This window comes from Enterobacter cloacae complex sp. IR5450, from assembly GCF_049238665.1.
Classification (GTDB): Bacteria; Pseudomonadota; Gammaproteobacteria; order Enterobacterales; family Enterobacteriaceae; genus Enterobacter; species Enterobacter hormaechei_C.
This window is the reverse complement of the sequence record NZ_JBMKIC010000016.1, coordinates 1-23,868: the sequence shown is the minus strand read 5'-3', so window position 1 is coordinate 23,868 and position 23,868 is coordinate 1. Positions and strand designations below refer to the sequence as shown.

Below are 23,868 nucleotides of genomic sequence, written 5' to 3'. Positions count from 1 at the left end.
ACCAACCTTCTTTTTCCATCACACCCTTGCAGAGTAACGGTTTCAGAGCAAACCGCAACGCTGTTTGCTGCGCGCTTCCGCCTCCTCGTAAAGCGAAAACTCGTCGTACACCGCACAGCCGAGCGCGGCTTCGAAGGCATTGCGGCTGGCATTGCCGTGGCTGCGCGCCTGCGTTTCATTGCCAAGATTCGACTGGAAGATCCCCGCCGCGCTGACGGGCAGAAAATCCTCGTAGGTGATGGGCTGTGCCACAACCCAGCCGCGTTCGATCAGCGGCTGCGGATCGTCGCCGGGACGAAACGCGTGACGATGCGCCTCACCTGTCGGGGTCAGACGGTAGCGGAAATAAGCCAGCCCCTGACGGCGCAGGAACATTTCACTGTCCGGGAAGGCGCTGAAGATCTCGCGCAGGTGAAGCTGGTGGGTCAGGTTGTCTTTGCCGGTCCCGGCCTGGTTTAACAGGCTGTCGTACAGCTCGCGCCCTTTCGGCGTAAGCGCCACGCCGCGCTGCTCAATCTCACCGAAACGCGCGGTATGGGTGCCCTTGTGTTCCCCCGCGAACAGCACCGGCTCCTCCAGCGCCTTAAAGCTGGTCTGACGCAGGAGGATCGGCACCTCGCGGCGCGGCGGGCCTTCAATCAGGATTTTCGGCTCGATGCCGTACTTCGGCATTAGCTCCTGCACCCGGTCGATATCCAGCGTGCGCGGCGTGAGATGGTTGATGTGGCACCCCGGGAAACAGACCACGTCGGCAATCAGGCGATGTTCGTTGCTCAGCGCCAGATAGGTTTCCTGATCGACCGTCGCATGGCGATGCCAGCGGAAGGTTTCTAAGGCTTCCTGCACAAATTCGCGCGCCTGTGCCTCGGTAAAGTGTCCCTGCGCATCATGCAGGTCGATCAGTTCCAGACAGCGCGGCGTAAAGATGTTGCGCCGGGAGAGGATCTCCGCCGCCCTTTCGCGCAGCGCAACGTTTTCAATCAGCTCCAGGCGCAGCAGCGAGGTAAAAATGCGAAACGGATTACGGCAGAGCGCCGCATCGTCTGTCGGACGAAACGCCGTCGAGTGGACGGGCACGCCCGCCTGGGAGAGATCGTAGTAGCTGACCGGGTACATGCCCATAATGGCGAAGATCCGGCGCAGGGTGGAAAGCTCCTGCGCGGTGCCAACGCGGATCGCACCGTGACGTTCAACATTCAGGCGCGCCAGTTCGTCTGCGTTCGCCAGTTGTTCATGTAAAAGTGGGTTATTTTCCAGAACCGCCAGGTTAACGTCCGCCACCAGTTCCAGCAAGGTGCCGTACTGCGGAACTTCCTGCTGGTACATCGCCGACATAGCCTGCGAAAAGTGTTCCCGAATATCATCAGCCGTGATGGTGTTCGCCATGATGTCATGCCTCCAGTGAATACTACCTGGAGTGTAGAGAAGCCCGTTCCTTTCGTTGGGAAGAATTTACGAATTGTGATCCAGGCAGACGAGTGGTCAAAGCGTGGGCATTTTCGAAAAACGGTTGTAACTCAAACAGATCAAATGTTAAAAATATTTTGCTATCAGGTTATCAAATTCAAACATCTTAACTTGTCACCCGCGTCGCTCTGTTTTTAACATCGCCTATGGAAAAAAATGGTCTGTTCAGTCAGCGCATACGCTTGCGCCATTTGCATACTTTTGTGGCCGTCGCTCAACAGGGAACGCTGGGGCGAGCGGCTGAAACCCTTAACCTCAGTCAGCCTGCACTCTCCAAAACGCTGAACGAACTGGAACAGCTTACCGGAACCCGCCTGTTCGATCGCGGCCGTCTGGGGGCTCAGCTTACGCTCGTGGGCGAACAGTTCCTGACGCATGCCGTTAAAGTTCTCGATGCCCTCAATACCGCCGGTCAGGCGTTAAACCGTAAAGAGGAGCCGGCCAGCGACATCGTGCGCGTGGGCGCGCTGCCAACGGCGGCGCTGGGCATACTGCCTGCGGCGATCGGCCAGTTCCACCGTCAGCAAAAGCACGCCACGCTTCAGGTCGCGACCATGAATAACACCATGCTGCTGGCGGGCCTGAAGTCAGGCGAGCTGGATCTGGGCATTGGGCGGATGTCCGATCCGGAACTGATGAGCGGCCTGAACTACGAGCTGCTGTTCCTGGAATCGCTGAAGCTGGTCGTGCGTCCGAATCATCCCCTGTTGCAGGACACCGTGACCCTGAGCCGTGTGATGGAGTGGCCGGTGGTGGTCTCACCAAAAGGAACCGTTCCGCGTCAGAATGCGGAAGCGTTGCTGCAAATGCAGGGCTGCACGCTGCCTTCCGGGTGTATTGAAACGCTCTCGGCGTCGCTGTCGCGCCAGCTTACGGTGGATTATGACTACGTATGGTTTGTGCCGTCCGGCGCGGTGAAGGACGATCTGCGACGCGGCGTGCTTACGGCGCTGCCGGTAACATCGCCCGGCGCGGGAGAACCGATTGGGATCCTGACGCGGGTAGATGCCCCGCTCTCTGAAGGTGCCCAAACGCTGTTAAGCGCCATTCGTAAATCAATGCCTCTCTGACCATAAACGCAGAACCCGCCGCGAGGGCGGGTCTGTCTTACTCAGAACGTTTCCCAGTTATCACCTGAGACGACCGCCGCCGGGGTTAAAGGCGCGGGTTTCGCTGCGTTTGCAGCGGCTGGAGCCCGTCCTGCACGCGCCCCGTTGAGACGAAACGCGCCAACGGCTTCCGTCAGACGTGCGCCCTGCTCCTCCAGCGAAGCCGCTGCCGCAGAAGCTTCTTCCACCAGCGAGGCATTCTGCTGCGTCACCTTATCCATCTCGGAAATCGCCTGGCTCACCTGAACGATGCCGCGGCTCTGCTCATCGGACGCCGCTGCAATCTCCAGCATGATATCGGTGACGCGTTTAACCGCCTCGACGATTTCATTCATGGTATTGCCCGCTGCAACCACCTCCCCGGAACCCTGATCGATAAGCGATACCGATTCATTAATCAGGCTTTCAATCTCTTTCGCCGCGTTTGCGCTGCGGCTTGCCAGGGTGCGAACTTCACTCGCCACGACCGCAAAGCCGCGTCCCTGTTCACCCGCACGCGCCGCCTCGACCGCCGCGTTGAGCGCCAGAATATTGGTCTGGAACGCGATGCTGTTAATCACGGCGGTAATTTCAGAGATCTTCTTCGAGCTGGTGGAAATATTACCCATGGTTTTCACCACGCCGGAGACCATCTGCCCCCCGCGGCTGGCCTTCCCGGAGGCATCTTCTGCCAGTTTACTTGCATGATGCGCGTTATCGGCGTTCTGTTTCACCGTCGCGGTGAGCTGCTCCATGCTGGCCGCCGTCTGTTCAATCGCCGCCGCCTGCTGCTCAGTACGGGAAGAGAGATCGGTGTTACCCGCGGAGATCTCGCTGGTTCCCCGGTAGATCTCCTCCGCCCCTTGCCGCACGGTGCCTACGGTGGTCACCAGCGCGTGCTGCATCGTTTGCAGATCGCGCGTCAGGCGGCCAATTTCACTGCGCCCGGTCGGTTCGTCCGGCATGGTCAAATCGCCTTTCGCGATATTTTCGATACGCGTAGCGGCTCGCTGGAGCGGGTTTATCACCGTACGGCGCAGCACCACAAAGGTGATCACCGCCAGCGCCAGCGCCAGGCCAAACGCGCCGAACATAAACATCAGCCCCAGCCGGGTGCGGGTGTGAGCCTGCGCCGTCAGCGCGTTGGCGCGTTCGGTGCGGATTTTTATCGCCTTCAACAGCACCGCGTTATAGGCATCGTCCAGCGGACGCGCGGTCTCATTTTCGTGGTTGATAATGGCTTCAAACATGCCGTTTTTGGCATATTTCAGCATCGGCTGCATACCGGCGATGTAGGCGTCATAGCGGGCTTTCAGATCGCCGTCCAGCGCTTCATCAGCCGGTGTGCGAATAGTGCGCTTCATATAGGCGGCAAATCCATCCTGCGACTGCCTGATGCGGGTCTCAGCCTCAGCGATGTTTTGTTTCATCGCCTCCATCTCCGCGATACGGCTCGCCGCCCCCGCGTGGATCATGTTGATACGGGCGGTGCGTAAATGGTTGGAACTGTTTGACAGCCCGGTGCGCACCTGGATTTCTGCCGTAACATCCTGCTGATCGTTATCGGCCTGGAGCAGGAAATAGCCTGCCAGACCCGAGCTCAATGCAAACAGGAGAATAATGCCACCGAGAATGGAGGAAAACAGCGGAACCAGCCGGATGTGATGCAAGAAACTCAGCTTATGCTGCGCCTGCATCGATGTTGTGTTGTCCATGACCGTCGACTCTCTTATAGGTAAGATGCGTAAAAACACGCCTGTAAAAGAGTCATCGGCACGGCGTAGAATTAGATTACGGTTAAAAGCGCCAGACAGGTCACACTTTAGAAAAGATCAGGGAAGAAATGCCAGCGGAAAAAACCGCTGGCAGAATAATCAGTTGTCGCCGAAATGGATAACGGTACGAATAGATTTTCCTTCGTGCATCAGATCGAAGGCTTCGTTGATCTGCTCCAGCGGCAGGCGGTGCGTAATGAACGGGTCGAGCTGAATTTTACCGACCATCGCATCTTCAACCATGCCCGGCAGCTGGGTACGGCCTTTCACGCCGCCAAATGCCGACCCGCGCCATACGCGCCCTGTCACCAGCTGGAAGGGACGGGTTTTGATCTCCTGACCCGCGCCGGCCACACCGATAATGATGCTCTCGCCCCAGCCTTTGTGGCAGCACTCAAGCGCTGAGCGCATCACATCGACGTTGCCGATACATTCGAAGCTGAAGTCCACGCCGCCGTCGGTCAGCTCAACGATCACCTCCTGAACCGGTTTGTCGTAGTCTTTCGGGTTGATGAAATCGGTCGCGCCCATCTCACCTGCGAGCTTAAATTTTTCCGGGTTGGTATCCACAGCAATGATGCGGCCAGCTTTCGCCTGTACCGCGCCCTGGATGACTGCCAGACCGATCCCGCCGAGGCCGAACACCGCCACGGTGTCACCCTCTTTCACTTTCGCCGTGTTATGCACCGCGCCGATACCGGTGGTGACACCGCAGCCGAGCAGACAGACTTTATCCAGCGGGGCCTGCGGATTCACTTTCGCCAGTGAGATCTCGGCGCACACCGTGTATTCGCTGAAGGTGCTGGTCCCCATGTAGTGATAAATGGGCTCGCCGTTATAGGAGAAACGGGTGGTGCCGTCCGGCATAAGGCCTTTACCCTGCGTGGCGCGCACGGCCTGGCAGAGGTTAGTTTTGCCGGATTTGCAGAACTTACACTCACCGCACTCTGCGGTGTAGAGCGGGATCACATGGTCGCCGGGCTTCAGGCTGGTGACGCCTTCACCCACTTCCACCACCACACCGCCCCCTTCGTGGCCGAGCACCGCCGGGAATACGCCTTCCGGATCGTCACCGGACAGGGTAAACGCATCGGTATGGCAAACGCCGGTGTGGGTAATTTTGATCAGCACTTCGCCTTTCTTCGGCGGAGCAACATCAATTTCAACGATTTTCAGCGGCTGGCCTGGGCCGAACGCGACAGCTGCGCGAGATTTCATGATGTCTTTCCCTTGTTGTGAGGTGTGTGGATTTATTTTAGATAAGAGCGCAGTAAATGGCCGACTTCCGCCATCCGCACAGCCCGCTGATCCGGGGTGGTCTCCCCCGTCACCAGCTCATCTTTGAGGTGAATTTCAACCATTTCCCCCATCAGGCCATTGGCAGCGCCGCGCACGGCGGCGATTTGCTGCAAAATGGCGAGACAGGGATCGCCCGATTCCAGGGCGCGTTCAAGGGCATCAACCTGGCCCCGAATGCGGCGGACGCGGGTCATAATACGTTTTTTATCTTCGGGTGAATGCGGCATACGCCCTCCTGATACTATAGGGGGGTATTGTATCTGTTAATACGATTTTATGTAAACATGAAGTTTATTGTGGGTTTTAAGTAGAGCCGTAGGTAATGTGAAAAATCAGTGTCTGGAGTTAATATTGGTGACTCGCTGATATATCAGAAGTGGGCAATCACGTGCCTCAGGCGCGAAAAGTAGGTATTGCTAGAAAAGCATAATTTTTAGAAATCATGCTTCATAACATTTTTTCCACGTTGTCTAACCAGGCGGGAAGATGCTCTCTGTACCAGTTGAGATACAAGGGAAAAGTACTCTTTCGCCGCATATGAAGCAGGACAATCACTTCCGTGACAATCCAGGCTTTGACAACTGCAATTTCTCTGGCCAGCTCCCTGATATTTTGATGGGAGGATAGCTGGCAATAGCGTTCTGCAAGGTCTATAAATTCTTGTTTTGTCCCCATTCCCCTTATGAGGGGAGCCAGGTCAATAGCAGGACTCCCTTTGCCAAACCTTTCCCAATCAAAAAGAACTAAATTACCGTTTTCTCTTCTTCCCCAGTTGCCTGCGTTGCTGTCGCCTGAAACCAGGCTTTGGCAGGCGAATAACGCATTACTATTCTGCTGAAATCGTCGAAGCTGCCGGACATTTAATTCAGGTAATGCCAAAAGCATGAGAGCGTTTTCAAGCGCTGTTTCTGTCCACGTATGCGTATGATAGAGCCATTCCGAATTTGCAGGATAGCGATGCAGGCGCCCCAGCATAGCTAAGGCATAATCATTTGCCACCGCGGTCTGATCAACCTTATACGGAATATACTCTAGTTTTAACTGGCGTAAGGTGGCATCAGCAGAGAAAAGCGTTGGAGTAGCAATCCCTGCCTGGTTAAGCTCTGTTGCCGCGTAGAGATAAAAGGCCCACTCAACATCGCTGACAGGCCACTTTTCTATAACTATATGATTGCAATCACTGGTATTCAGCACCACTTTGGCAGTGCCCATTTTGGATAAATCCATGGCAGACATGTACTGTCCCTTAAAAATTCACATGTTGGTTGTTATTAAGTGTAATGCAAGTGTGGTACAGATGAAGTCATAAAACGTCATCATTCCTTAAAAATCCTACTTTTAAAGACTTGTGCACTCACACTACCCCCCACTAAAGAATGTAGGTATCATAAGAATAAGAAAAAGAATAGACTAATACATGTTGGGTATATTTATTTTTGATAACATTTAGCCTGTAGTAAACAAAATAAGTCGAGTGCAACATATTGAATTAGGGTCACAACGCCTCATCATTAAGGAATGAATAAGTATGAAAAGAATTGTTCTCGCCTCTTTGGTTTTATCTTTTTCGTTATCTGCTAACGCTAATCAATTAAGCATTGATGACCAAATTAATAATGCTTGTGCTAAGGCCTTAAGCGGTGACAAAGAACCTTTGGGTAACTTCCCACCCGATAGGTATGCTGCAACAGTCAGTCCGAAAGTTAAAGAAGCTTACAACGAAGTTTTAAAATCTCGGCCCTCTATTGTAAACGATCAGAGTTTACAGAATGCAACCAGTTGCGCCAACCTGGTTAGAGATAAACTAAAATCAAAAGGTGAGTACACAGAAGAAAAATGATTGCCAGGGTGGAGAAACAGCATTTTTTCTGTGGAGCTGAACGCTTTCTCTATCAGAGTACGTTCTTAAGAAAACATCGACAAGATAGTTCCGCAGCTGTGTTTTCCACCTCTCGCTGGTCCCCCAATACCCTAACATCCCCTTGCCTGATGACACCCTCCGCAATGACATTGCCCCGCCTTAACAGCACAGACGATGTTGACGATATTTACGCTTTCGTCTCTTCGTGACCAACCCTATTTAGCTCAAAATGTTAAAAATCCGCGCTTATATGGCACATTGTGAACAGAAATAACATTCTCGTCACCTAACATACCCGCTACAAACAAAATGGTGGTGTTAATGATTGTACTAAAGAGCTTTTTATTCTTCGTTGGCGCGGCGGCCGCTTGCGCACTTATTGTACTGTGTCTTTGGGTTGATATGCGGTTTGTCGGCCATGATATTCCGGAATTATCACTGACCGAAATTATGCAGGAAACGGTATTAGCGAGTATTGTCTTTCTCCATTTTCGTCTGGCGAAAATGTACGAATCCATGCGTTACTGTAATATTCTGGCGGGCGGATTTTTCCTGACAATGCTAATTCGTGAGCTGGACGCGCTTTTTGATCTCATTTCTCATGGGAGTTGGGTGTGGTTCGCGCTGATTACCGCTGTGCTGGCGTTAATTCGCCCCGTTATGCATTTTCGTGCTACCCTGGAACAGCTGGCAAAATATACCCAATCCCCCTGGTACGGTATTCTGTTGAGCGGCCTGCTGGCTGTACTGGTCTTCTCCCGCCTCTTTGGAATGCAGGTGCTGTGGCACGCCATCCTGGAGCATGGCTATATGCGTGTCGTGAAAAACGCCGTGGAGGAAGGTTCGGAATCGTTCGGTTATATGCTGTGCCTGGCCGCATCCCTTGGTTATTACGTTACCTTTCCCGCTCACGCACGACAAAAATAATCTCTTCGCACTGCGTAGAGAGACGGCGAGGGAAATAGTGATCAACAACATCCTAAGGACGTTAGGTTTGTCATGTAAGAAAGACATATCCTAAAAAGGGGCAATCAGGCGTCGATTTCAGCGAATTCTCGCTCACGCCTGAAATCAGCGTCTATCCTTAGACTATCAACAAAAGGAGGCTGGAATGTCTGATTTCGACACTGATAAAAATGCACAATACGCTGGCGATAAAGCCAAAAACAAACTTGATGAATTATCCGGCTCTGCGCAGCAGCAGTTTGGTGAATTCGTTGACTCCCCTAAACACCAGGTGAAAGGTGCAGCGAAAAAATATGCTGCCCAGGCCAGTGATGCCGTCTCGGATGTTACTGAAGCCGTCAGAAATAACCCGTTAACGGGCTTAATCGCTGCGGGTGCGGTAGGTATCGTTCTGGGACTTCTGTTGGGACGTAAATAATTTCAGGCCCTCCGGGGCCTTTTCTTTTCCCCCTCTTTCCTTCTCTTCCCCCCTAATCTTGATAGTTCTCCTGATAAAAGCTCAATCCATACGAAAAAGTTGTACAATTTTGATGTACAGATTCGACCATATAGTATAAATTCGATGCCAGTGATGTTACAAAATTGTTTGTTAACGGTGAAAAATTATGCGTCGCAACCATGCTCCCTCTACAGCAGAAAGCGCTATAACCTTGTATTTTAACAAGGATAACGTCCCAACACAGCAGGAAACCCTTGGTGCCATCGTCAGTGAGATCATCAAAGAAAATGTACAACTGAGCAGAATGACAATTTGTACAAAGCTGTTGCGCAGAATTGAAGAATCCACGTCTGACGTTGAGAAAGCGCACTACAACGGTTTGATAGCCCTCTTCTTCGAGCGTTAACCTGAACACTGTTTTTTAACTTACTAAGTTAGTCATGCTGAGTGAGAATAGAGCTTCTGAATGCGATGACTAACCCCATGCTACAGCCTGCCGCGTGTAGCAGAGTGAGATTGAAGGTATGCATAGAACTAAATTTGAACGACTTAAGGATGACCTTATCGGTGAGGCCGTATTATCCATACTGAAAGAGAACGGACCTATTACCTTTGTGTCTCTTGCTAATCGCCTGCGGGCGATGGCTAACGTTGAATCAAATGATGAACGTAAAAATGCATTGATTGCCGCTGAAGATGAAGTGCGCCAGCGTGTAACCGGCGTCTCGCACGACCGGGGAAGAGTGATGGGCAATTATGACATGGGTCGCATGCGATCTCTCTTTACTCACAACACGCTTTTGACCCCAGACAAGAAACACTAATTTTAACCGAAACGGTGACCACCATGAGTAAAGCGATTATGCAGCAGACGTATAATTTTGAAGCCTTGCACGATAAAGGACTGGCGGAACATTTTCTTAATGCAGGAAAACTTCTCAGTGGTGAGGTTGAAGTGTTGGGCTCGGCAATACGCTGTATTATGCTGACCGGTGACAATCTCTCTAATAAAGAGATTATCCTGCAACTGATTCACGCCCTCGAAATTACCGAGGAGCCCGAAGCCTGCGATGTCATTCGAAATACGCTTGAAATTGTTGTCGGTTTTACGCGCGATGATATCTGATAACAGATTATTGCGCTGGTGAGTGACTGTTTTTGCTGGTGGTAGAAAAGTTTCTCTGTCGTACCACCAGCATAGTGAACCCATTAACTAAATAGCCGTACCATTCGATCAAGCTCTTCTTCTTTAACCGCCCGGGAAAGATAATATCCCTGAAAGCGTTTAACACCTAACGCGACAAGTTTTTCAAATTTTTCTTCGCTATCGACGCCTTCCGCAACGCATTCCCTTCCCGTCATGTCGCTGTATATCTGTATCGCTTTAATAATGCTATAGTCATTGTCGTTAGCAACAAAGTGCTCAACTATATCGCGGTCAAGCTTCAATCCATCAACATTAATCTGTCGGATGGGTAACATAGCGTAATGTCTGGAAAAGCAATCATCCAGAAACAGCCGACACCCCTCGGCGCGTAAACGCTGAAGAGTGACAGGAATATTTGGATCCTTTGTCACATCAATCGCTTCAGCTAATTCAAAGACAAGTTTCCCGGCCCACTGCGGCTTCAGTAACATCTCAACGGCTTTTTTCGCCATTCCCGGCAGCGCGTTCCCGGTAGCCAGTGGAGGCGGAATATTAACCGAAAAATAATATTTCCCATTGTATCTGTTGATACCTGACACGGCCGCGTGGATGACTAACGCCGTCAGCTTGAGCCATATTTCGCCATTTTTCACCCCACCCAGAAATTGGGCAGCCTTCAGAACCTGACCGTTTTTATGCCAGCGCAGCAGAATTTCAAAGCCTACTCCTTTTTTATCGCCATCGGTAATAATTTGATAAGCCGCAAAGATTTCCCGCTTATGTAACGCCTGCAAAATATCAATTTCCGCATCCGAAAACCCCTGCGGATTATTTTTTACTGCACAGACTTCATCTCTGAAAACACGTGCATCGCTAAACCACACCCTGATAAGATATAATTTATCCAACCCCACTTTTCTATGGGTATAAATGGTTTTATCTGACAACCCTAACCTCGCAGACTGCTCTTTTATCGAAATACCCCGATAAAAATTCAGCAATACGGTTAATTCGCGCTTTGTTAAACCATTCAGACTTTCTTTACCTTCTTTCTCGGGTCCATCACGCAATATGCGTGACGAATCGGTATGCACGTCATAAATGTTGTCTGCACAGTCCATTACGTCTGAAATATTCGCTATCCTGATCATCGATAACGATTTGGTATTATTAACGAGACTACACAACGTGGCATAAAGCCATCTCTCTGGTATTGCGCCATACAGCGTCACGCTACAAATAACCGGCAGCGCATTCAGCACCGATACCAACTGCTTCAGGCTTTCAAGAAAGGCAGCGACGTCGCGACCAAGAAAAACAGCAACTTCAGGTGGTTGATTTTGCATCATTTTATGAACATCACCTGAGCAAACTTCATCCTCTTCAAAATGGAGCCGCGTGGCGTTTACGCCACGTGACTTCAGAAGCAGGCTATACCCCTCGAAGGTGAAACCGCAGGCTGAAATAACAAACCGTTGCTTGTAGCACGTACCTTGTATAAAAGGTAAATTTTGAGACATAACCTGCTCCTGAGAATGCAAATAGTATTCCCATCTGTAATTAAAGCCAATACTCTTTGTCGCATTGAATAATTTTACCGCACCCTGTTTGGTTAATAAACAGTTATCAATGTTATGCACAGGAACATTTTTGCGTTAATCAACCGACTCATCCATATGCAGCATAAATATTACTTTCTTTTCATATAACGACAGTAAATATGCATTTCTCGAGGTATAATGAAAATTCCGAAAAAGAAGACCGGACACTTCATCTTATCGGCCCAGACAAAAAGAGAAAATGCTATGGATAATCACATCTCATCCAGGGCTTTGCTACATCGAAGGGATGTCATTAAAAACAACCCGCGATTTGGTGAAGCTATAACAGAACACTACAGAATTAATGATGCCATTTATAAAAAACAACCCTTATTCTACAAAACGATGCTTCAGGAATCACGCTTCAACATAATACTGTCCATGTGTTGTTTTGTTTTTGGCAATCAGGCTGAGTCAGTTTCAGAGATTAAGGCGCTATGCACCCGTTATAATATCGCCAGCCCTAACAGTGTTATCGCGATCATTACCATACTTAAAACTACCGGGCGAATTAAGACCTGGCGCTGTAGTGAAGATCGCCGAAAAACAAAAATTGCGCCGACGGAAAAAGGACTCGATGAGCTTAAACGCTATATGTCCGGGGCGTTTACGCCTGTCAGCATTCTTTATCCGGCATTCGACATTAATGTTAACCTTCTGGACAATGACATTCTGAGGCACAACTTTTTCCGGCGCGCCGCAGAGTACCTTTTCCGCGGATTAACATTCAGGAAAGTGCTTCCGGAGGTGGGTTTATTTATTGATAAGGATGGTGGACGAATGATTATGCTCTATCTCTATTTGCAGGCCATTAAAAACAAAACAGCACACGGTGCCATAATAGCGTATTCAGCCAGCACGCTGGCAAAAGAATTTTTCGTCTCGCGTATTCACGTCAACCGCATTATCAAATCGGCGCAGGAGGCAGGTTATCTTAAAGATCGCTGCGATGGCCGGATGTCAATTTATCCGGCCTTTATCGAGCTTGTCGAAAATTATGCCGGATTATATTTTGCGTATGTCACACATTACATCAATGTGGTACCAAAAGAACGACGCCATGCTGTCAACATGACGCCTACACTCTGATCTGACGGGCGTTCGGTTTGCTGAACGCCTTTTTTACCGCTCGCGCAGCGCCTCTTTTGCCTTATTCAACGGTTTCAGCAGATAATCAATGACGGATTTACTGCCGGTTTTGATATCAACTGTGGCTATCATGCCCGGGAACACCGGGAACGCCTTGCCCTGCCTGTTGGTCAGATGGTTACTGTCTGTACGAATATAAACGCGATAATAATAAACATCCCGTTTCACCTCGTCCTGAAGGGTATCCGGGGAAATCATCGTCACCTCCCCTTCCAGCCCGCCGTAGATCGAGTAATCATAGGCGGTGATTTTCACCAGCGCTTTTTGCCCGGGATGGATAAACGCGACATCGCGCGGCGAGATTTTCGCTTCTATCACCATCTGGTCATCAAGCGGTACCAGGCTCATCAGTTTGCCGTTCGGCGGGATCACCCCGCCCACCGTCGTCACGTCAATATCCTTCACGATGCCACGCACCGGCGCATTAAACGTTAAGCGGGTGAGTGAATCTTCGCGTCCTTTCATGACCGAACGCTGCGCCTCTATTTCTGCGTTCGCTTTCGCCAGTTCTTCGCGGGCGCGAACGTAGTACTGGTTTTTCATCTCGGTGATTTTGCTCTCCAGCTCATTTTTTTGGCGTTCAAGGCGTAAGACTTCGACCTTACTGGCCGCCCCCTGCGTCACCAGCGGGCGCGTTAATGCCAGTTCACGCTGCACGAGATCCGCTCCCTGGCGTAAACCCGCCAGCCCTTTTTCAAGGCTTTCGCGACGTGACTGATAAAGCGCCGTTTCCTGTTTGACCAGCTCAACGTCGTCATCCAGCTCTGCCGGGAATGTCAGCCCAGTGTCGTTCACCTCAGCATTCAGACGCGCGGCCGTCGCCATTGCAGCGTTTAATCGAGACTCGCTCTCCAGCACGCTGGACTCGGTTTTCGTCCGGTCCAGTTGGGCAAGCTGTTGACCACGCTCGACGATGTCGCCTTCGCGCACCATCAGACTGTGAATAATCCCCCCTTCCAGGGACTGGATCACCTGCTCGTGGGAGGACGGGATCACCTTGCCACTGCCCGTCGTGACCTCATCCAGCTGGAACAGGCTGGCCCAGGTAATAAACACCACCAGCAGGGCAAACAGCGACCATGCCACCAGCGACGAACGCGGCAGGCGGGGCTCCTTCAGTCGGCTATTAAAGCGGGAGAAATCATTCATGCCACGCCCTCCGTTTTCAGTTTAACCGTACGCTGCGGCGCCTGCTGCGGGGCCATTCCGTGCTGGCGTAAAATGGCATCACGAGGGCCATCCATCACCACTTTGCCGTTTTCCAGGACGATGATGCGGTCAACCAGGTCCAGAATCGGCAGGCGATGCGTCGCCACCACCAGCGTCCGGCGCTTACCGAGCCACTGGTGCAGATGCTGGATAAACTGCTTCTCGCTGACCTCATCCAGCCAGGCGGTGGGTTCATCCAGCAGCAGAATATTCGGCGAGGTGATCAGCGCGCGCGCCAGCAGCAGCGCCTGACGTTGCCCGCCGGAAAGCCCCGTTCCGCCCTCGTTGATGATGGTGTTTAGCCCCATTTTCTGCTTGCGCACAAACTCCAGCGCGCCGCTGTTGACCAGCGCCTGATGGATTTCCTCGTCTGTCGCCAGCGGATTACCCATCAGGATGTTGTCGCGTACGGAGCCGAAGAACAGCCGCGCCTGCTGGCTGAGCAACTGCATATCGCGGCGCACGTCGGCCGGGTCAAGATGATTGAGAGCAATATCGTCCAGCAAAATGCTGCCCTGCTGCGGCTCCTGCATTCCCGCGAGGAGGTGCAGCAAGGTGCTTTTCCCCGAACCATTCCGCCCGAGCACCGCCACGCGCTCCCCGGCGCGAATGCGTAGTTTGCTGATATTCAGCACGGTGAGCTTCTCTTCTTCGTCGTAATAAAACCCCACGTCGTCCAGCCGATAATCACCACGCAGGTGGGCTTTATGCACCTTCTTTCCGTGCTGGGGATCGTCAATCGGGCGCTGCATCAGGTCATCCAGTCCCTTGCGGGCCACCTTTGCTGACTGCCAGCGGGAAAGCACGCCAGAAATTTGCGACAGCGGCGCAATGGTCCGGGACGCCAGAATCGAGGTGCCCACCAGCGCACCGGTGGTCATGTCACCGCTGATGACCAGGTAACACCCCACCAGCAGCACCACGGCGTAGACGATAGATTGCACCTCCTGGGTCCAGGTTAGCAGCAGCCCCGTCAGCCAGCGCTGCTTCATGCCGACGCTGGCGGCAACGTCATTGGTGTTATTCCACTGGTTCTGGAACCGCTGCTCAGCGCGCATCAGCTTGATGTCCTCAAGCCCCTGCACCGCTTCCACCAGCGTGGCGTTGCGAATCGCCGATTCACGCATCCCTTCGCTGGAGAGTTTCCCCAGCGGGCGCTGCACCAGCAGGCCAGGAATAAGCAACAGCGGCACGGCGAGCAGGACCACCAGCACCAGCGGACCACCAATCATCCACAGAATGAAGACGAACAGCAGGAAGAACGGCAGATCGGAGAGGGCCGCAATGGTCGTCGAGGTGATCAGCTCGCGCACCGACTCCAGCTCGCGGATCTGCGCGATAACGATCCGGTTGATTTCGAGCGTGCGCCGTTTTTAATCCGCAGCGCGTGGGCAAAGACGCGTTCAGAGATGCGCAGATCGGCGCGCTTCCCCACCACGTCAGAAATGTGCACGCGCAGCATGCGCATGATGAATTCGAACACGATGGCAATCATCACGCCGCCAAACAGCACCCACAGCGTGGCCTCCGACTGGGACGGCACCACCCTGTCGTACACCTGCATGGAGAAGACCATGCCGGAAAGCGCCAGCACGTTGGCGACCAGCGCCACCAGCATAATATCGCTGTAACGACGCCAGTCTTTCAGCGCCAGCTGCCAGAACCAGTTTTTCTCATAGGGTTTGATGTAATCATCCACGCGCGCATCCGGCGTGGACTCCAGGGGACGCAGCACCATCAGCCCCTTTAACCGCGAACCGAGCTCGTCCCGCGTCAGCGTTGTCTCCAGGCCGCCGTCGCCGCTAAACTGCACGCTGACGTTCCCATCGTTGTCCATACGGTTGATGACCGCAATTTGCCCGCCGGTAAACTCCGCCAGCAGCGGTAAACGCCAGGGATCGAGCGATAGGGCTTCCGCCGCCACCCACCGCATCCCCAGCCCAAGCTGGCGCGCCATCTCCTCCAGCACCAGCTGGCGTGGCGACTGGCTTTCATGGTTAATCGTGACCCGAACATGCTCCGCCGAAAAATCCAGCCGATAATATTTCGCGATGATGAGCATGCCCTGCAACCAGGGTTCGTACTGTGGATGTGTCTTCATAATGCTACGTCCTGTTCAGGGCGATGATTTCGCACTGAAATGATACCTTTCCGGGATGATTAGAAATCGAACACTGTCTAAACGAGCCCGCAAAATAATCTTGTGAAATATAGGGTTATGGCTATTCGTGTAAAGAAACGCAAAAAGCCGCGAGGATCGCTCCCCGCGGCAGTGTTTTACGCAATTAACAGCTGGTGGTTCGCCAGCAGCGTCGCCAGATCTGTCTGCACCCCGTTCAGCGTCACCAGCGTGGTGGGCGAGAACTGACCGCCGGTGCCGTCCAGGTCAACCTGGATCTCGGTGTTGCTGCCGTTCTGCACCACGCGGATGTAGTCGGCGATGTTGCCCGCGCTGCTGTCCAGCGTCGCCACGCCGTTGACGTAGCTCGCCGAGCCGGTGCCGGTATAACCGCTGTCGGAAAGCAGGTCGCGCAGGTCGATACGGTCCGTATCCGCCGTCCCTTCCCAGGTGCCGACGGTAAAGCCGTTCACCACATCGCTGCCGTTGCCGCCCGTCGCGTCAGACGCGTTGATCAGCTTATAGAGCAACGTATCGTGACCGCCGCTGCCGATGTTGAAGGTGTCGTTCCCGCCCCGGCCTTCGAACTGGTTATCACCGCTGTTGCCGGTGATCACGTCGTCATAGTCGGAGCCGTTGATGCCTTCAATATTCACCAGTGTCGCGGTATCGAATCCGGTACTCTGCGCCGTAGAGCGTCCTAAATCGACGGTGACGCCGGAAGTGGCGTTGCGATAATCCACGACATCCATGCCGCCCGTACTGCTCCACGTGTCGTGTTCAGAGGTCGTCGTCCAGCCACCGGAACCGTTGTAGGTATACGTCCCTGCTTCAGCGATAAAGGTATCGTTGTAGCCGGTACCTGTCAGGGTGCCCTGGTGACCGCCCGTAGCAGCTTCAGCCGTCAGGGCGTAACTTTCTTTACCGTCTCCTGCCGTCAGCCCGTCCCAGGTTACGTTACTCGAAACACCGTTAACGGCACGAACCAGCACCGCGTGATACGTCTCGCTGGGATCCAGGCCGTAAAAACTGATGAGCGACGAGGAATCGTTAATGCCAATCCCGGACTGGGCGTTGATGATTTCACTGGCGACCAGCTGGCCTGCCGCGTTGTACAGCTGGACAGTGTTGCCAAAGAAGGCGTTAATCCCTTCGCTGTCGACAATCTTCAGATGCAAGGCCGTACCTGGTGCGACCGTATTGGTATTCCGCTCCAGTAAAACCGTACCGTTTTGACGGAAAATGAGCAGATCCTGTGCGCCATCCCAGTCGTAATCAAGCAGAGCCGCGCCGGATACCTGAGTTGACGTAACGGTACTGAATTTCGAAGCAGTAAAGCTTGCAGTACCTGCCAGTCCATCATTGGTGTAAAGATAAGACTGCCCGCTATTCGCCAGCTTGATGATGTCCATGTGACCGTCGAGGTTCCAGTCCACCGCCACGCTGACGTTACCCACAAACTTATCCGTGGTCGCCGTTCCAACCGCGGTGCCGGCCAGAAGGTTGCCGCTACCGTCGTTCAGCATTAACACCCCGCCCTGACTGGTTCCGCTGGAGGTACGGGACATGCTCATATACAGGTCCATGTAACCATCACCGTTAAAGTCGGCCCAGGTCATACTCACGGCATTGGACGCTGCGGCGGAACCATAGCCGCTGTACATGGTATTGGTGAAGTTTTGCCCCCACGTAAATGAGCCATTGCCCTGGTTAAACATGGTCGACAGGGCATAGTTGTTGCCCCCGTTGGTCGTATGCTGGGCAATATCCACTTTTCCGTCGTTGTTCAAATCCACACCGGACGTTTCAATCAGACTGTTGTAGTTACCTACCGTTGATCCCGATACGAAACTGGAGTACGTACCGGACTTCGAACTGCCCGTCAGCGTGCCGTTGTTATTGAGCATAACGGTGCTGGAATCAGGCCCGCCAGCATCGCCGATGACAAAGTCAGTGTAACCATCGCCCTTGATGTCAATGGCGACCACCGCGCCATACCACACCGCAGCCCCCATATTGGTCAGCGTACTGGAGGTGTATGTACCGTCTCCATTGTTAATCAGCTGCACCATGTACGAGTAACTTGTCCCTTCCGCCAGCACGTCAGCCAGCCCGTCGCGGTTGATATCCGCGTAAGTACCGGTTGTGTAACTCCCCGTCATTGAGAAATTGCCTGAAACGGTGTAAGCGTTACGGCTACTGGTATTGGCGGATGCGAATTGCTGGTTGGCCATAATCGTCCACAGCCCATCCGAACCCAGCATATAGCTGGCAGAATAGGAGTAGTTCGCGGCGGTAAATGACCAGGCCGGCGTCAATGATTCTTCACTCCCTACAATCAGGCTACCGGTGGTCAACCCAGCGGTATTACCGTTGCCGGCGCTGCTTTTCACCTGTGCCGTAACATCATAATTCTTCACGCTCAGCGCATCGCCGTCAGGGAGCTGCAAATACCATGTGTTGTTCTCCGGATCGACCACGACCGCACCGCCAGTCTCTGAGGTGTAGGTTTTATCGTTCACGGTGATAACCACGTACTCGCCGTTGGTCAGTCCCGCCGATACCAGTCCACTCAGAATCGGGGTGCTATCTGTCGTCGTCTGAGGGTTAATGGTCACGGTGGTGGTCGGGATGCTCGTATCCACTTTCAGCACGAAATCATCTGAGTCGGTGAAGTTACCTGCCAGATCGGTAACACGCAGCATATAGACGTGATTACCGTCATTCAGACCACTGTCCTGGAAATACCAGCTGGCGGCGCCGTTCATCGTCACCTGTCCCAGCAGCACACCGTCACGATACAGTTGCACGATCTCGCCATTGTCCGGCGCACGGTTAAGCGTCCCGTTAATCACTGGAGAGTTGTCATCTGTTGCCACCGAAGCGCCGAAGCTGCCCTGACGTTCGCCTTCCCCGTCGGTATAGCTGACCACCGTTCCCACCGTGTCAGGCGGCGTGGTATCAACCGTTACCACCTGCGAAGTGGTTGAGCCGACGTTGCCCGCCTGGTCGATGATCCGCACCTGGTAGTTGTAATCCCCGTCCGCCAGATCGCGGGTGTCCGTATAGCTCCAGCGCTGGTTAGTGACGGTAGCGTCAATCCAGGTATTGCCGCCGTCGAGGCTAATCTGTACGCGCTCGTCGCTGGCCAGCGCGCTGCCCAACGAACCGTTGATCGTCAGCGAGGTGTCCATGGTGATGAAATCGCTTCCGGACTGCCCGGTATCTTCGCTGATGCTGTCAATGGTGATGCCGTACTGCGGCGCCTGGGTATCCACCGTCACGTCCTGCGTGGTGGTGGCCCCGACGTTGCCCGCCTGATCGACAACCCGCACCTGATAGCGGTAGTCGCCGTCGGCCAGGGTGCGCGCGTCGGTATAGCGCCACTGGGTACCGCTTACCGTGGCGTAAACCCAGGTGGTGCCGCCATCCATGCTCACCTGCACATACTCACCCGCCCCGAGTTCGGCCCCGAGCGTCCCGTTGAGCGTGTACGAGGTCGAACTGGTCAGGAAGTCATTGTTATCGAAACCGGTATCGACGGTGATGTTATCCACGGTCACCGTAATCGCCGCATCCGGCGCGACCGTATCGACCGTCACCTGCTGATGAGCGCTGGCACCCACGTTGCCCGCCGCATCCACTACGCGAACGTAGTAGTCATAGGTCTGGTTACCCAGCGTGCGGCCGTCCACGTAGTACCAACTGTTGCCGGTGACGATCACGTTCTGCCAGGTGACGCCGCCGTCGATGCTGATCTGGGCATATTCGCCGTCGGCCAGCGTCGCGCCGAGTGAGCCGTGCAGGGTCAGGGACGGGTCGCGAGTGATAAAGTCGCTGCTGCTCAGGCCGGTATCGTCGCTGATGCTGTCGATAGCGATCGTTTTGCTGGCGTCCGGCGCGACGGTATCAATGGTCACCACCTGGCTGGTGGTGGCGCTGATATTCCCCGCCTCGTCAATCACGCGCAGCTGGTAGTTGTAATCCCCGTCGGTCAGCGTACGGCCATCAATATACGTCCAGCTCAGGCCGCTAACGCTCACGTCAGTCCAGGTCGCGCCACCGTCCAGGCTGATCTGGGCGTGGTCGCCGCTGCCCAGGGCCGCGCCGAGCGTCCCTTTCAGGCTGATCTGGTTGTCGCTGGTAATGAAGTCGCTGTCGGACAGGCCGGTATCCTGCGAGACGGAATCCACGGTAATGGTCGCCGCCGCAGGCTTCGTCAGATCGATTACCACGTCCTGGCTGTCCGTTGCCCCAACGTTGCCCGCGTTATCAATCACGCGCACCTGGTACTGATACGTACCGTCCGTCAGGGTGCGACCATCAGTGTAGCGCCAGGTGGTGCCGGTGACGGTCAGGTCGATCCAGGTGACGCCGCCGTCAAGGCTGATCTGCGCCTTCTCGTTATTGCCGAGCTGCGCGGTCAGGGAACCATTCACCACCACCTGGCTGTCGTTGGTGATGAAGTCATTCGCGCTGAGGCCGGTATCGTTTTGCAGGGAATCAATGCTGATCCCCATCGACGGTGCGGTGAGATCCACGGTTACGGTGTGGTTATCGCTGACGCTGTTGCCGATGGCGTTGCTCACCTGCGCGTTAATCACGTACGAACCGCCGTCCGCCAGCGCGGTCACGTCTGCGCTGCCGACCGTATAGCTCCAGGTGCCGTCATTTTGAACGGTAGCCGTGTAGGTTTTACCGTTAAGCGTAATTGTCACCGTCTGGCCCGCTGGCGCATCGGTGGTGCCGCTGATAACCAGTGGCGTGCCATGTTCGGCGGCATTTACGATATCGTCCTGCGCAAAGGTGTTAATGGCGATGGTCGGCACGTCGCCGTTAAGCGTCACGTCGTGCGTTGCGCTGCCCGGGTTACCTGCCTTATCGCTCACCGTAGCCGTAATGGTGTAATCCCCGTCGCTCAGGCCAAGGAAATCACGCCCCGGCACGAAGACCGACCAGGAGCCGTTCGCCGCCACGGTCGCCTGATAGCTGTGGCCGTTGAAGGAGACGGTCACCGTCTGGCCCTGTTCCGCGGTGGTGGTCCCGCTGATGGTCTGCCCCGCCAGCTGCTCGGCGTTGTTGACGATATCGTCATCGGCCACGGTGCTAATGGTGACGGCTGGCGCGATGGTATCGACCGTTAAGGTATGCGTCGTCTGGCCGCTGTTACCGGCTTTATCGTTGACCGAAGCGGTGACCGTCAGCGCGCCCTGGCTCAGGGCGGCCAGGTCGGCTGCCGGCACGTCGAGCGTCCAAGTGCCGTCGCTGCCGACAAGCGCAGTGTAGGTTTTTCCTCCCAGCGTCACGGTAACGGTCTGACCCGCCTCCGCGCTGGAAGATCCGTGCACGGTCAGCGGCTGCTGCGCTTCCGCCGCATTCAGCACATCGTCGCCCGACAACGTGTTCACGCTAATCACCGGCGCGGTGGTGTCCACGCTGATGGTGTGCGTCGCCGAGGCGCTGTTTCCGGCGCTGTCCTGCGCCGAAACAGAAACCTGGTAGCTCGCGCCGTCGGCCAGGGTGCCCACGTCGGCGGCCGGTACGGTGGTTGTCCAGGAGCCATCGCTCTGGATAGTGGCCGTATAGCTCTTACCATTCAGGGTGATAGTGACCTGCGTACCGCTGGCGAACTGCGCGCTGGAGCCGTTGATGACCAGCGACGCGCCCGCTTCTGCCGCATTGATCACGTCATCACCGCTGAGGGTGTTGACGGTCAGCGCGACCGATGCGGTATTTACCACCACGTCGTGGGTCTGGGTGCTGCTGTTACCCGCACTGTCGGTGATAGTCGCGCTAAGGGTCACGGTGCCGTCGGTCAGCGCGGAAATCACGCTGGCCGGAACGCCCACGCTCCATTTGCCGCTGGCGTCAACGGTGGTGGTGTACTGGTTCGAACCGATGGTGATGACCACCTTATCGCCGACGCTGGCGCCGGTTGCGGTGCCGCTGACGATCTGCGCCTGCCCGTGCTCCACGCTGTTGATGACGTCATCGCCCGCCACAACGTTAAAGCTGACGGTCGGCGGCGTGGTATCAAGCGTAATCGCTTTCCCCGCGCTGCCCGGATTACCCGCGGCGTCACTCACGCTGGCCTGCACGGTGTAACCGTTATCCGCCAGTGCGGAAAGGTCTGTGCCCGGCACGTTCACGCTCCAGACGCCGCCCTGCTGAACCTGTGCGGTGTAGCTGTTTCCGCCCAGCGTCACGGTGACCGTCTGACCGACTTCAGCCGTGGTGGTGCCGGAAATGGCCACGCCCGCAGCCGCTTCGCTGCCGTTGATCACGTTGTCGCCGGCTACCGTATCAATGGTCACGGTTGGCGCAGTCGCGTCCACGCTGTATTCGCGGCCCGCCGAGGCGCTGTTGCCGTGCGCGTTGGTGACGCTCACCTGCACGCTGGCGTCACCGTCCTTCAGGCCCGCGAGATCGGCGGAAGGCACGGTGGCCGTCCAGTTACCGTCAGCATCCACCTTCGCGGTGTACGTCTTGCCGCCGAAGGTAACGGTAACGGTCTGGTTTTCCTCCACGTTCGAGGTGCTGCCGGAGAGCACCAGATCCACGCCTTTCTCCGCCGCGTTAATCACGTCGTCGGTGGCAATCGCATCGATGCTGATAGCCACCGCCGCCAGATCGACGGTCACGTCATGGCTGATGGAGACCGGGTTGCCCGCCGCGCTCTGGCCTGCCACGGTCACGGTGACGGTACCTGCTGCGAAGGCCGCGACGTCTGCCGCCGGGATCGCCGCGGTCCAGGAGCCGTCTGCCAGTACCGACGCGGCATAGGTCTTGCCATTCACGGTCACGGTGAGCGTTGTGCCTGCCGCCAGCCCGTCGCTGGTGCCGGAGACGATCAGGTTTTGACCATGCTCAATGCTGTTGATCACGTCATCGCCCGCCACGGTATTCACGCGCAGCCCCGGCAGGCTGGCGTCGATAGTGATATCGCGCTCGCCCGTTCCCGTGTTGCCGTGGCCGTTGGTCACAGTCGCAGACACCGTCAGGTCGCCGTTGCCCAGCGCCGTCAGGACGGATTCCGGCACGTTCACGGACCAGGTCAGATCGCTCTGCACTGTCGCGGTGTACGTGTTGCCGCCAATGGTCACGGTGACGGTATTGCCCGCCTCCGCGTTCGCTACCTTGCCGCTGAGGGTCTGACCCGCGGCCACTTCCGCCGCGTTGATGACGTTGTCGCCCGCAATGGTGTTGATGGTGACGGTTGGCAACGCGGTATCTACCAGCAGGTTCGCGGTGTTGCTCACGCTGTTGCCCACGCCGTTGGTGGCCGTCGCGTTCAGGGTGTAACTGGCCTGACCGAGACCGGTCAGATCCGCAGCCGGAACCGTCAGGCTCCAGGTGCCGTCTGCCGCAGTTGTCGCCGTGTAGTTTTTACCGTTCAGGGTCACGGTGACCAGGGTGCCTTCCGCCAGGTTGGCGCTGGTGCCGCTGACGCTCAGATCCTGGCCTTTTTCAACGGCGTTCAGGACGTTGTCATCGCTGATGGCGTTGAAGCTGACCGACGGCAGACCGGTATCGACGGTCACATTATGCGTGCCGCTGCCGGTGTTGCCCGCCGCGTCGGTGACTGATGCAGTGATGGTCGCGGTACCGTCGCTGAGGCCTGAAATCACATTTGCCGGGACGCCCACGCTCCAGTTACCCGCCGCGTCCAGCACGGTGGTATAAGTCTGGCCGCCGATCGTGACGGTGACCTTATCGCCCGCCGCCGCGCCGGTGGCGGAGCCGCTGAT

The 23,868-nt window shown here is 55.0% G+C and carries 16 protein-coding genes and 1 pseudogene; 8 read left to right on the top strand and 9 right to left on the bottom strand.

Features of this window, described 5'->3' with window-relative positions:
• Nucleotides 1-42: 42 nt before the first annotated feature.
• The gene (gene hglS / locus ACOTYB_RS13670; RefSeq protein ID WP_003857245.1) at nucleotides 43-1,386 is read right to left on the bottom strand and encodes a 2-oxoadipate dioxygenase/decarboxylase HglS; all 1,344 of its coding nucleotides are present in this window, start codon (nucleotides 1,384-1,386) and stop codon (nucleotides 43-45) included.
• Nucleotides 1,387-1,613: 227 nt separating this feature from the next.
• On the opposite strand from hglS, the gene ACOTYB_RS13665 reads away from it, so the two are divergent.
• A complete protein-coding gene (locus ACOTYB_RS13665) occupies nucleotides 1,614-2,537 on the top strand; it encodes a LysR substrate-binding domain-containing protein (protein ID WP_003857247.1) in 924 nt (307 codons plus the stop codon).
• Nucleotides 2,538-2,578: 41 nt separating this feature from the next.
• Here ACOTYB_RS13665 and ACOTYB_RS13660 read toward each other — a convergent pair whose 3' ends face one another.
• From ACOTYB_RS13660 to ACOTYB_RS13645, 4 genes are all read right to left on the bottom strand, one after another.
• Nucleotides 2,579-4,270, bottom strand: a complete 1,692-nt coding sequence (locus ACOTYB_RS13660; RefSeq protein WP_023314123.1) for a methyl-accepting chemotaxis protein — start codon at nucleotides 4,268-4,270, stop codon at nucleotides 2,579-2,581.
• A 159-nt stretch (nucleotides 4,271-4,429) separates the two neighbouring features.
• Entirely contained in the window at nucleotides 4,430-5,548 is a 1,119-nt protein-coding gene (locus ACOTYB_RS13655) for an S-(hydroxymethyl)glutathione dehydrogenase/class III alcohol dehydrogenase (protein WP_003857251.1), read from the bottom strand.
• 32 nt (nucleotides 5,549-5,580) lie between these two features.
• On the bottom strand, nucleotides 5,581-5,856 hold the full coding sequence (locus ACOTYB_RS13650; protein ID WP_032104106.1) for a metal/formaldehyde-sensitive transcriptional repressor: 276 nt from the start codon (nucleotides 5,854-5,856) through the stop codon (nucleotides 5,581-5,583).
• A gap of 220 nt (nucleotides 5,857-6,076) precedes the next feature.
• A complete protein-coding gene (locus tag ACOTYB_RS13645) occupies nucleotides 6,077-6,865 on the bottom strand; it encodes a phosphotransferase family protein (RefSeq protein WP_213761050.1) in 789 nt (262 codons plus the stop codon).
• Between the two features lie 292 nt (nucleotides 6,866-7,157).
• On the opposite strand from ACOTYB_RS13645, the gene ACOTYB_RS13640 reads away from it, so the two are divergent.
• From ACOTYB_RS13640 to ACOTYB_RS13615, 6 genes are all read left to right on the top strand, one after another.
• Nucleotides 7,158-7,469, top strand: a complete 312-nt coding sequence (locus tag ACOTYB_RS13640) for a hypothetical protein (RefSeq protein WP_045333020.1) — start codon at nucleotides 7,158-7,160, stop codon at nucleotides 7,467-7,469.
• A gap of 342 nt (nucleotides 7,470-7,811) precedes the next feature.
• Nucleotides 7,812-8,417 (top strand): transporter, encoded by a 606-nt coding sequence (locus tag ACOTYB_RS13635; RefSeq protein WP_409248912.1) that lies wholly within the window; start codon nucleotides 7,812-7,814, stop codon nucleotides 8,415-8,417.
• A gap of 184 nt (nucleotides 8,418-8,601) precedes the next feature.
• Nucleotides 8,602-8,874, top strand: a complete 273-nt coding sequence (locus ACOTYB_RS13630; RefSeq protein ID WP_003857263.1) for a DUF883 family protein — start codon at nucleotides 8,602-8,604, stop codon at nucleotides 8,872-8,874.
• Between the two features lie 187 nt (nucleotides 8,875-9,061).
• Nucleotides 9,062-9,301, top strand: coding sequence for a regulatory protein YcgZ (ycgZ, locus tag ACOTYB_RS13625; protein WP_003857265.1), 240 nt, complete (start codon nucleotides 9,062-9,064; stop codon nucleotides 9,299-9,301).
• Nucleotides 9,302-9,419: 118 nt separating this feature from the next.
• Nucleotides 9,420-9,719, top strand: a complete 300-nt coding sequence (locus tag ACOTYB_RS13620; protein WP_003857266.1) for a hypothetical protein — start codon at nucleotides 9,420-9,422, stop codon at nucleotides 9,717-9,719.
• A gap of 23 nt (nucleotides 9,720-9,742) precedes the next feature.
• Nucleotides 9,743-10,021 (top strand): biofilm development regulator YmgB/AriR family protein, encoded by a 279-nt coding sequence (locus ACOTYB_RS13615; protein WP_220153823.1) that lies wholly within the window; start codon nucleotides 9,743-9,745, stop codon nucleotides 10,019-10,021.
• Nucleotides 10,022-10,104: 83 nt separating this feature from the next.
• On the opposite strand, the gene ACOTYB_RS13610 is transcribed toward ACOTYB_RS13615, so the two are convergent.
• Nucleotides 10,105-11,562 (bottom strand): EAL domain-containing protein, encoded by a 1,458-nt coding sequence (locus ACOTYB_RS13610; protein ID WP_409248913.1) that lies wholly within the window; start codon nucleotides 11,560-11,562, stop codon nucleotides 10,105-10,107.
• A gap of 285 nt (nucleotides 11,563-11,847) precedes the next feature.
• On the opposite strand from ACOTYB_RS13610, the gene ACOTYB_RS13605 reads away from it, so the two are divergent.
• Nucleotides 11,848-12,732: a hypothetical protein gene (locus ACOTYB_RS13605; protein WP_048210551.1), complete on the top strand. Its 885-nt coding sequence runs from the start codon at nucleotides 11,848-11,850 to the stop codon at nucleotides 12,730-12,732.
• Nucleotides 12,733-12,765: 33 nt separating this feature from the next.
• Here the strand turns inward: ACOTYB_RS13605 and ACOTYB_RS13600 are convergent, their stop codons facing one another.
• The 3 genes and pseudogenes from ACOTYB_RS13600 to ACOTYB_RS13590 form a co-directional block, all read right to left on the bottom strand.
• Complete coding sequence (locus ACOTYB_RS13600; protein WP_022651165.1) at nucleotides 12,766-13,941, bottom strand: HlyD family type I secretion periplasmic adaptor subunit; 1,176 nt, start codon at nucleotides 13,939-13,941, stop codon at nucleotides 12,766-12,768.
• Nucleotides 13,938-16,102 (bottom strand): annotated as a pseudogene (locus ACOTYB_RS13595) (type I secretion system permease/ATPase). The gene ACOTYB_RS13600 and the pseudogene ACOTYB_RS13595 overlap by 4 nt, the downstream one beginning before the upstream one ends.
• Before the next feature lie 176 nt (nucleotides 16,103-16,278).
• Nucleotides 16,279-23,868: beta strand repeat-containing protein (locus ACOTYB_RS13590; RefSeq protein WP_421765824.1), on the bottom strand; the 7,590-nt coding region annotated here is incomplete at its 5' end.

Bases quoted from the DNA above. Each gene is read 5' to 3' on its own strand.
- hglS (WP_003857245.1), bottom strand. From the start codon at position 1,386: ATGGCGAACACCATCACGGCTGATGATATTCGGGAACACTTTTCGCAG.
- ACOTYB_RS13665 (WP_003857247.1), top strand. From the start codon at position 1,614: ATGGAAAAAAATGGTCTGTTCAGTCAGCGCATACGCTTGCGCCATTTG.
- ACOTYB_RS13660 (WP_023314123.1), bottom strand. From the start codon at position 4,270: ATGGACAACACAACATCGATGCAGGCGCAGCATAAGCTGAGTTTCTTG.
- ACOTYB_RS13655 (WP_003857251.1), bottom strand. From the start codon at position 5,548: ATGAAATCTCGCGCAGCTGTCGCGTTCGGCCCAGGCCAGCCGCTGAAA.
- ACOTYB_RS13650 (WP_032104106.1), bottom strand. From the start codon at position 5,856: ATGCCGCATTCACCCGAAGATAAAAAACGTATTATGACCCGCGTCCGC.
- ACOTYB_RS13645 (WP_213761050.1), bottom strand. From the start codon at position 6,865: ATGTCTGCCATGGATTTATCCAAAATGGGCACTGCCAAAGTGGTGCTG.
- ACOTYB_RS13640 (WP_045333020.1), top strand. From the start codon at position 7,158: ATGAAAAGAATTGTTCTCGCCTCTTTGGTTTTATCTTTTTCGTTATCT.
- ACOTYB_RS13635 (WP_409248912.1), top strand. From the start codon at position 7,812: ATGATTGTACTAAAGAGCTTTTTATTCTTCGTTGGCGCGGCGGCCGCT.
- ACOTYB_RS13630 (WP_003857263.1), top strand. From the start codon at position 8,602: ATGTCTGATTTCGACACTGATAAAAATGCACAATACGCTGGCGATAAA.
- ycgZ (WP_003857265.1), top strand. From the start codon at position 9,062: ATGCGTCGCAACCATGCTCCCTCTACAGCAGAAAGCGCTATAACCTTG.
- ACOTYB_RS13620 (WP_003857266.1), top strand. From the start codon at position 9,420: ATGCATAGAACTAAATTTGAACGACTTAAGGATGACCTTATCGGTGAG.
- ACOTYB_RS13615 (WP_220153823.1), top strand. From the start codon at position 9,743: ATGAGTAAAGCGATTATGCAGCAGACGTATAATTTTGAAGCCTTGCAC.
- ACOTYB_RS13610 (WP_409248913.1), bottom strand. From the start codon at position 11,562: ATGTCTCAAAATTTACCTTTTATACAAGGTACGTGCTACAAGCAACGG.
- ACOTYB_RS13605 (WP_048210551.1), top strand. From the start codon at position 11,848: ATGGATAATCACATCTCATCCAGGGCTTTGCTACATCGAAGGGATGTC.
- ACOTYB_RS13600 (WP_022651165.1), bottom strand. From the start codon at position 13,941: ATGAATGATTTCTCCCGCTTTAATAGCCGACTGAAGGAGCCCCGCCTG.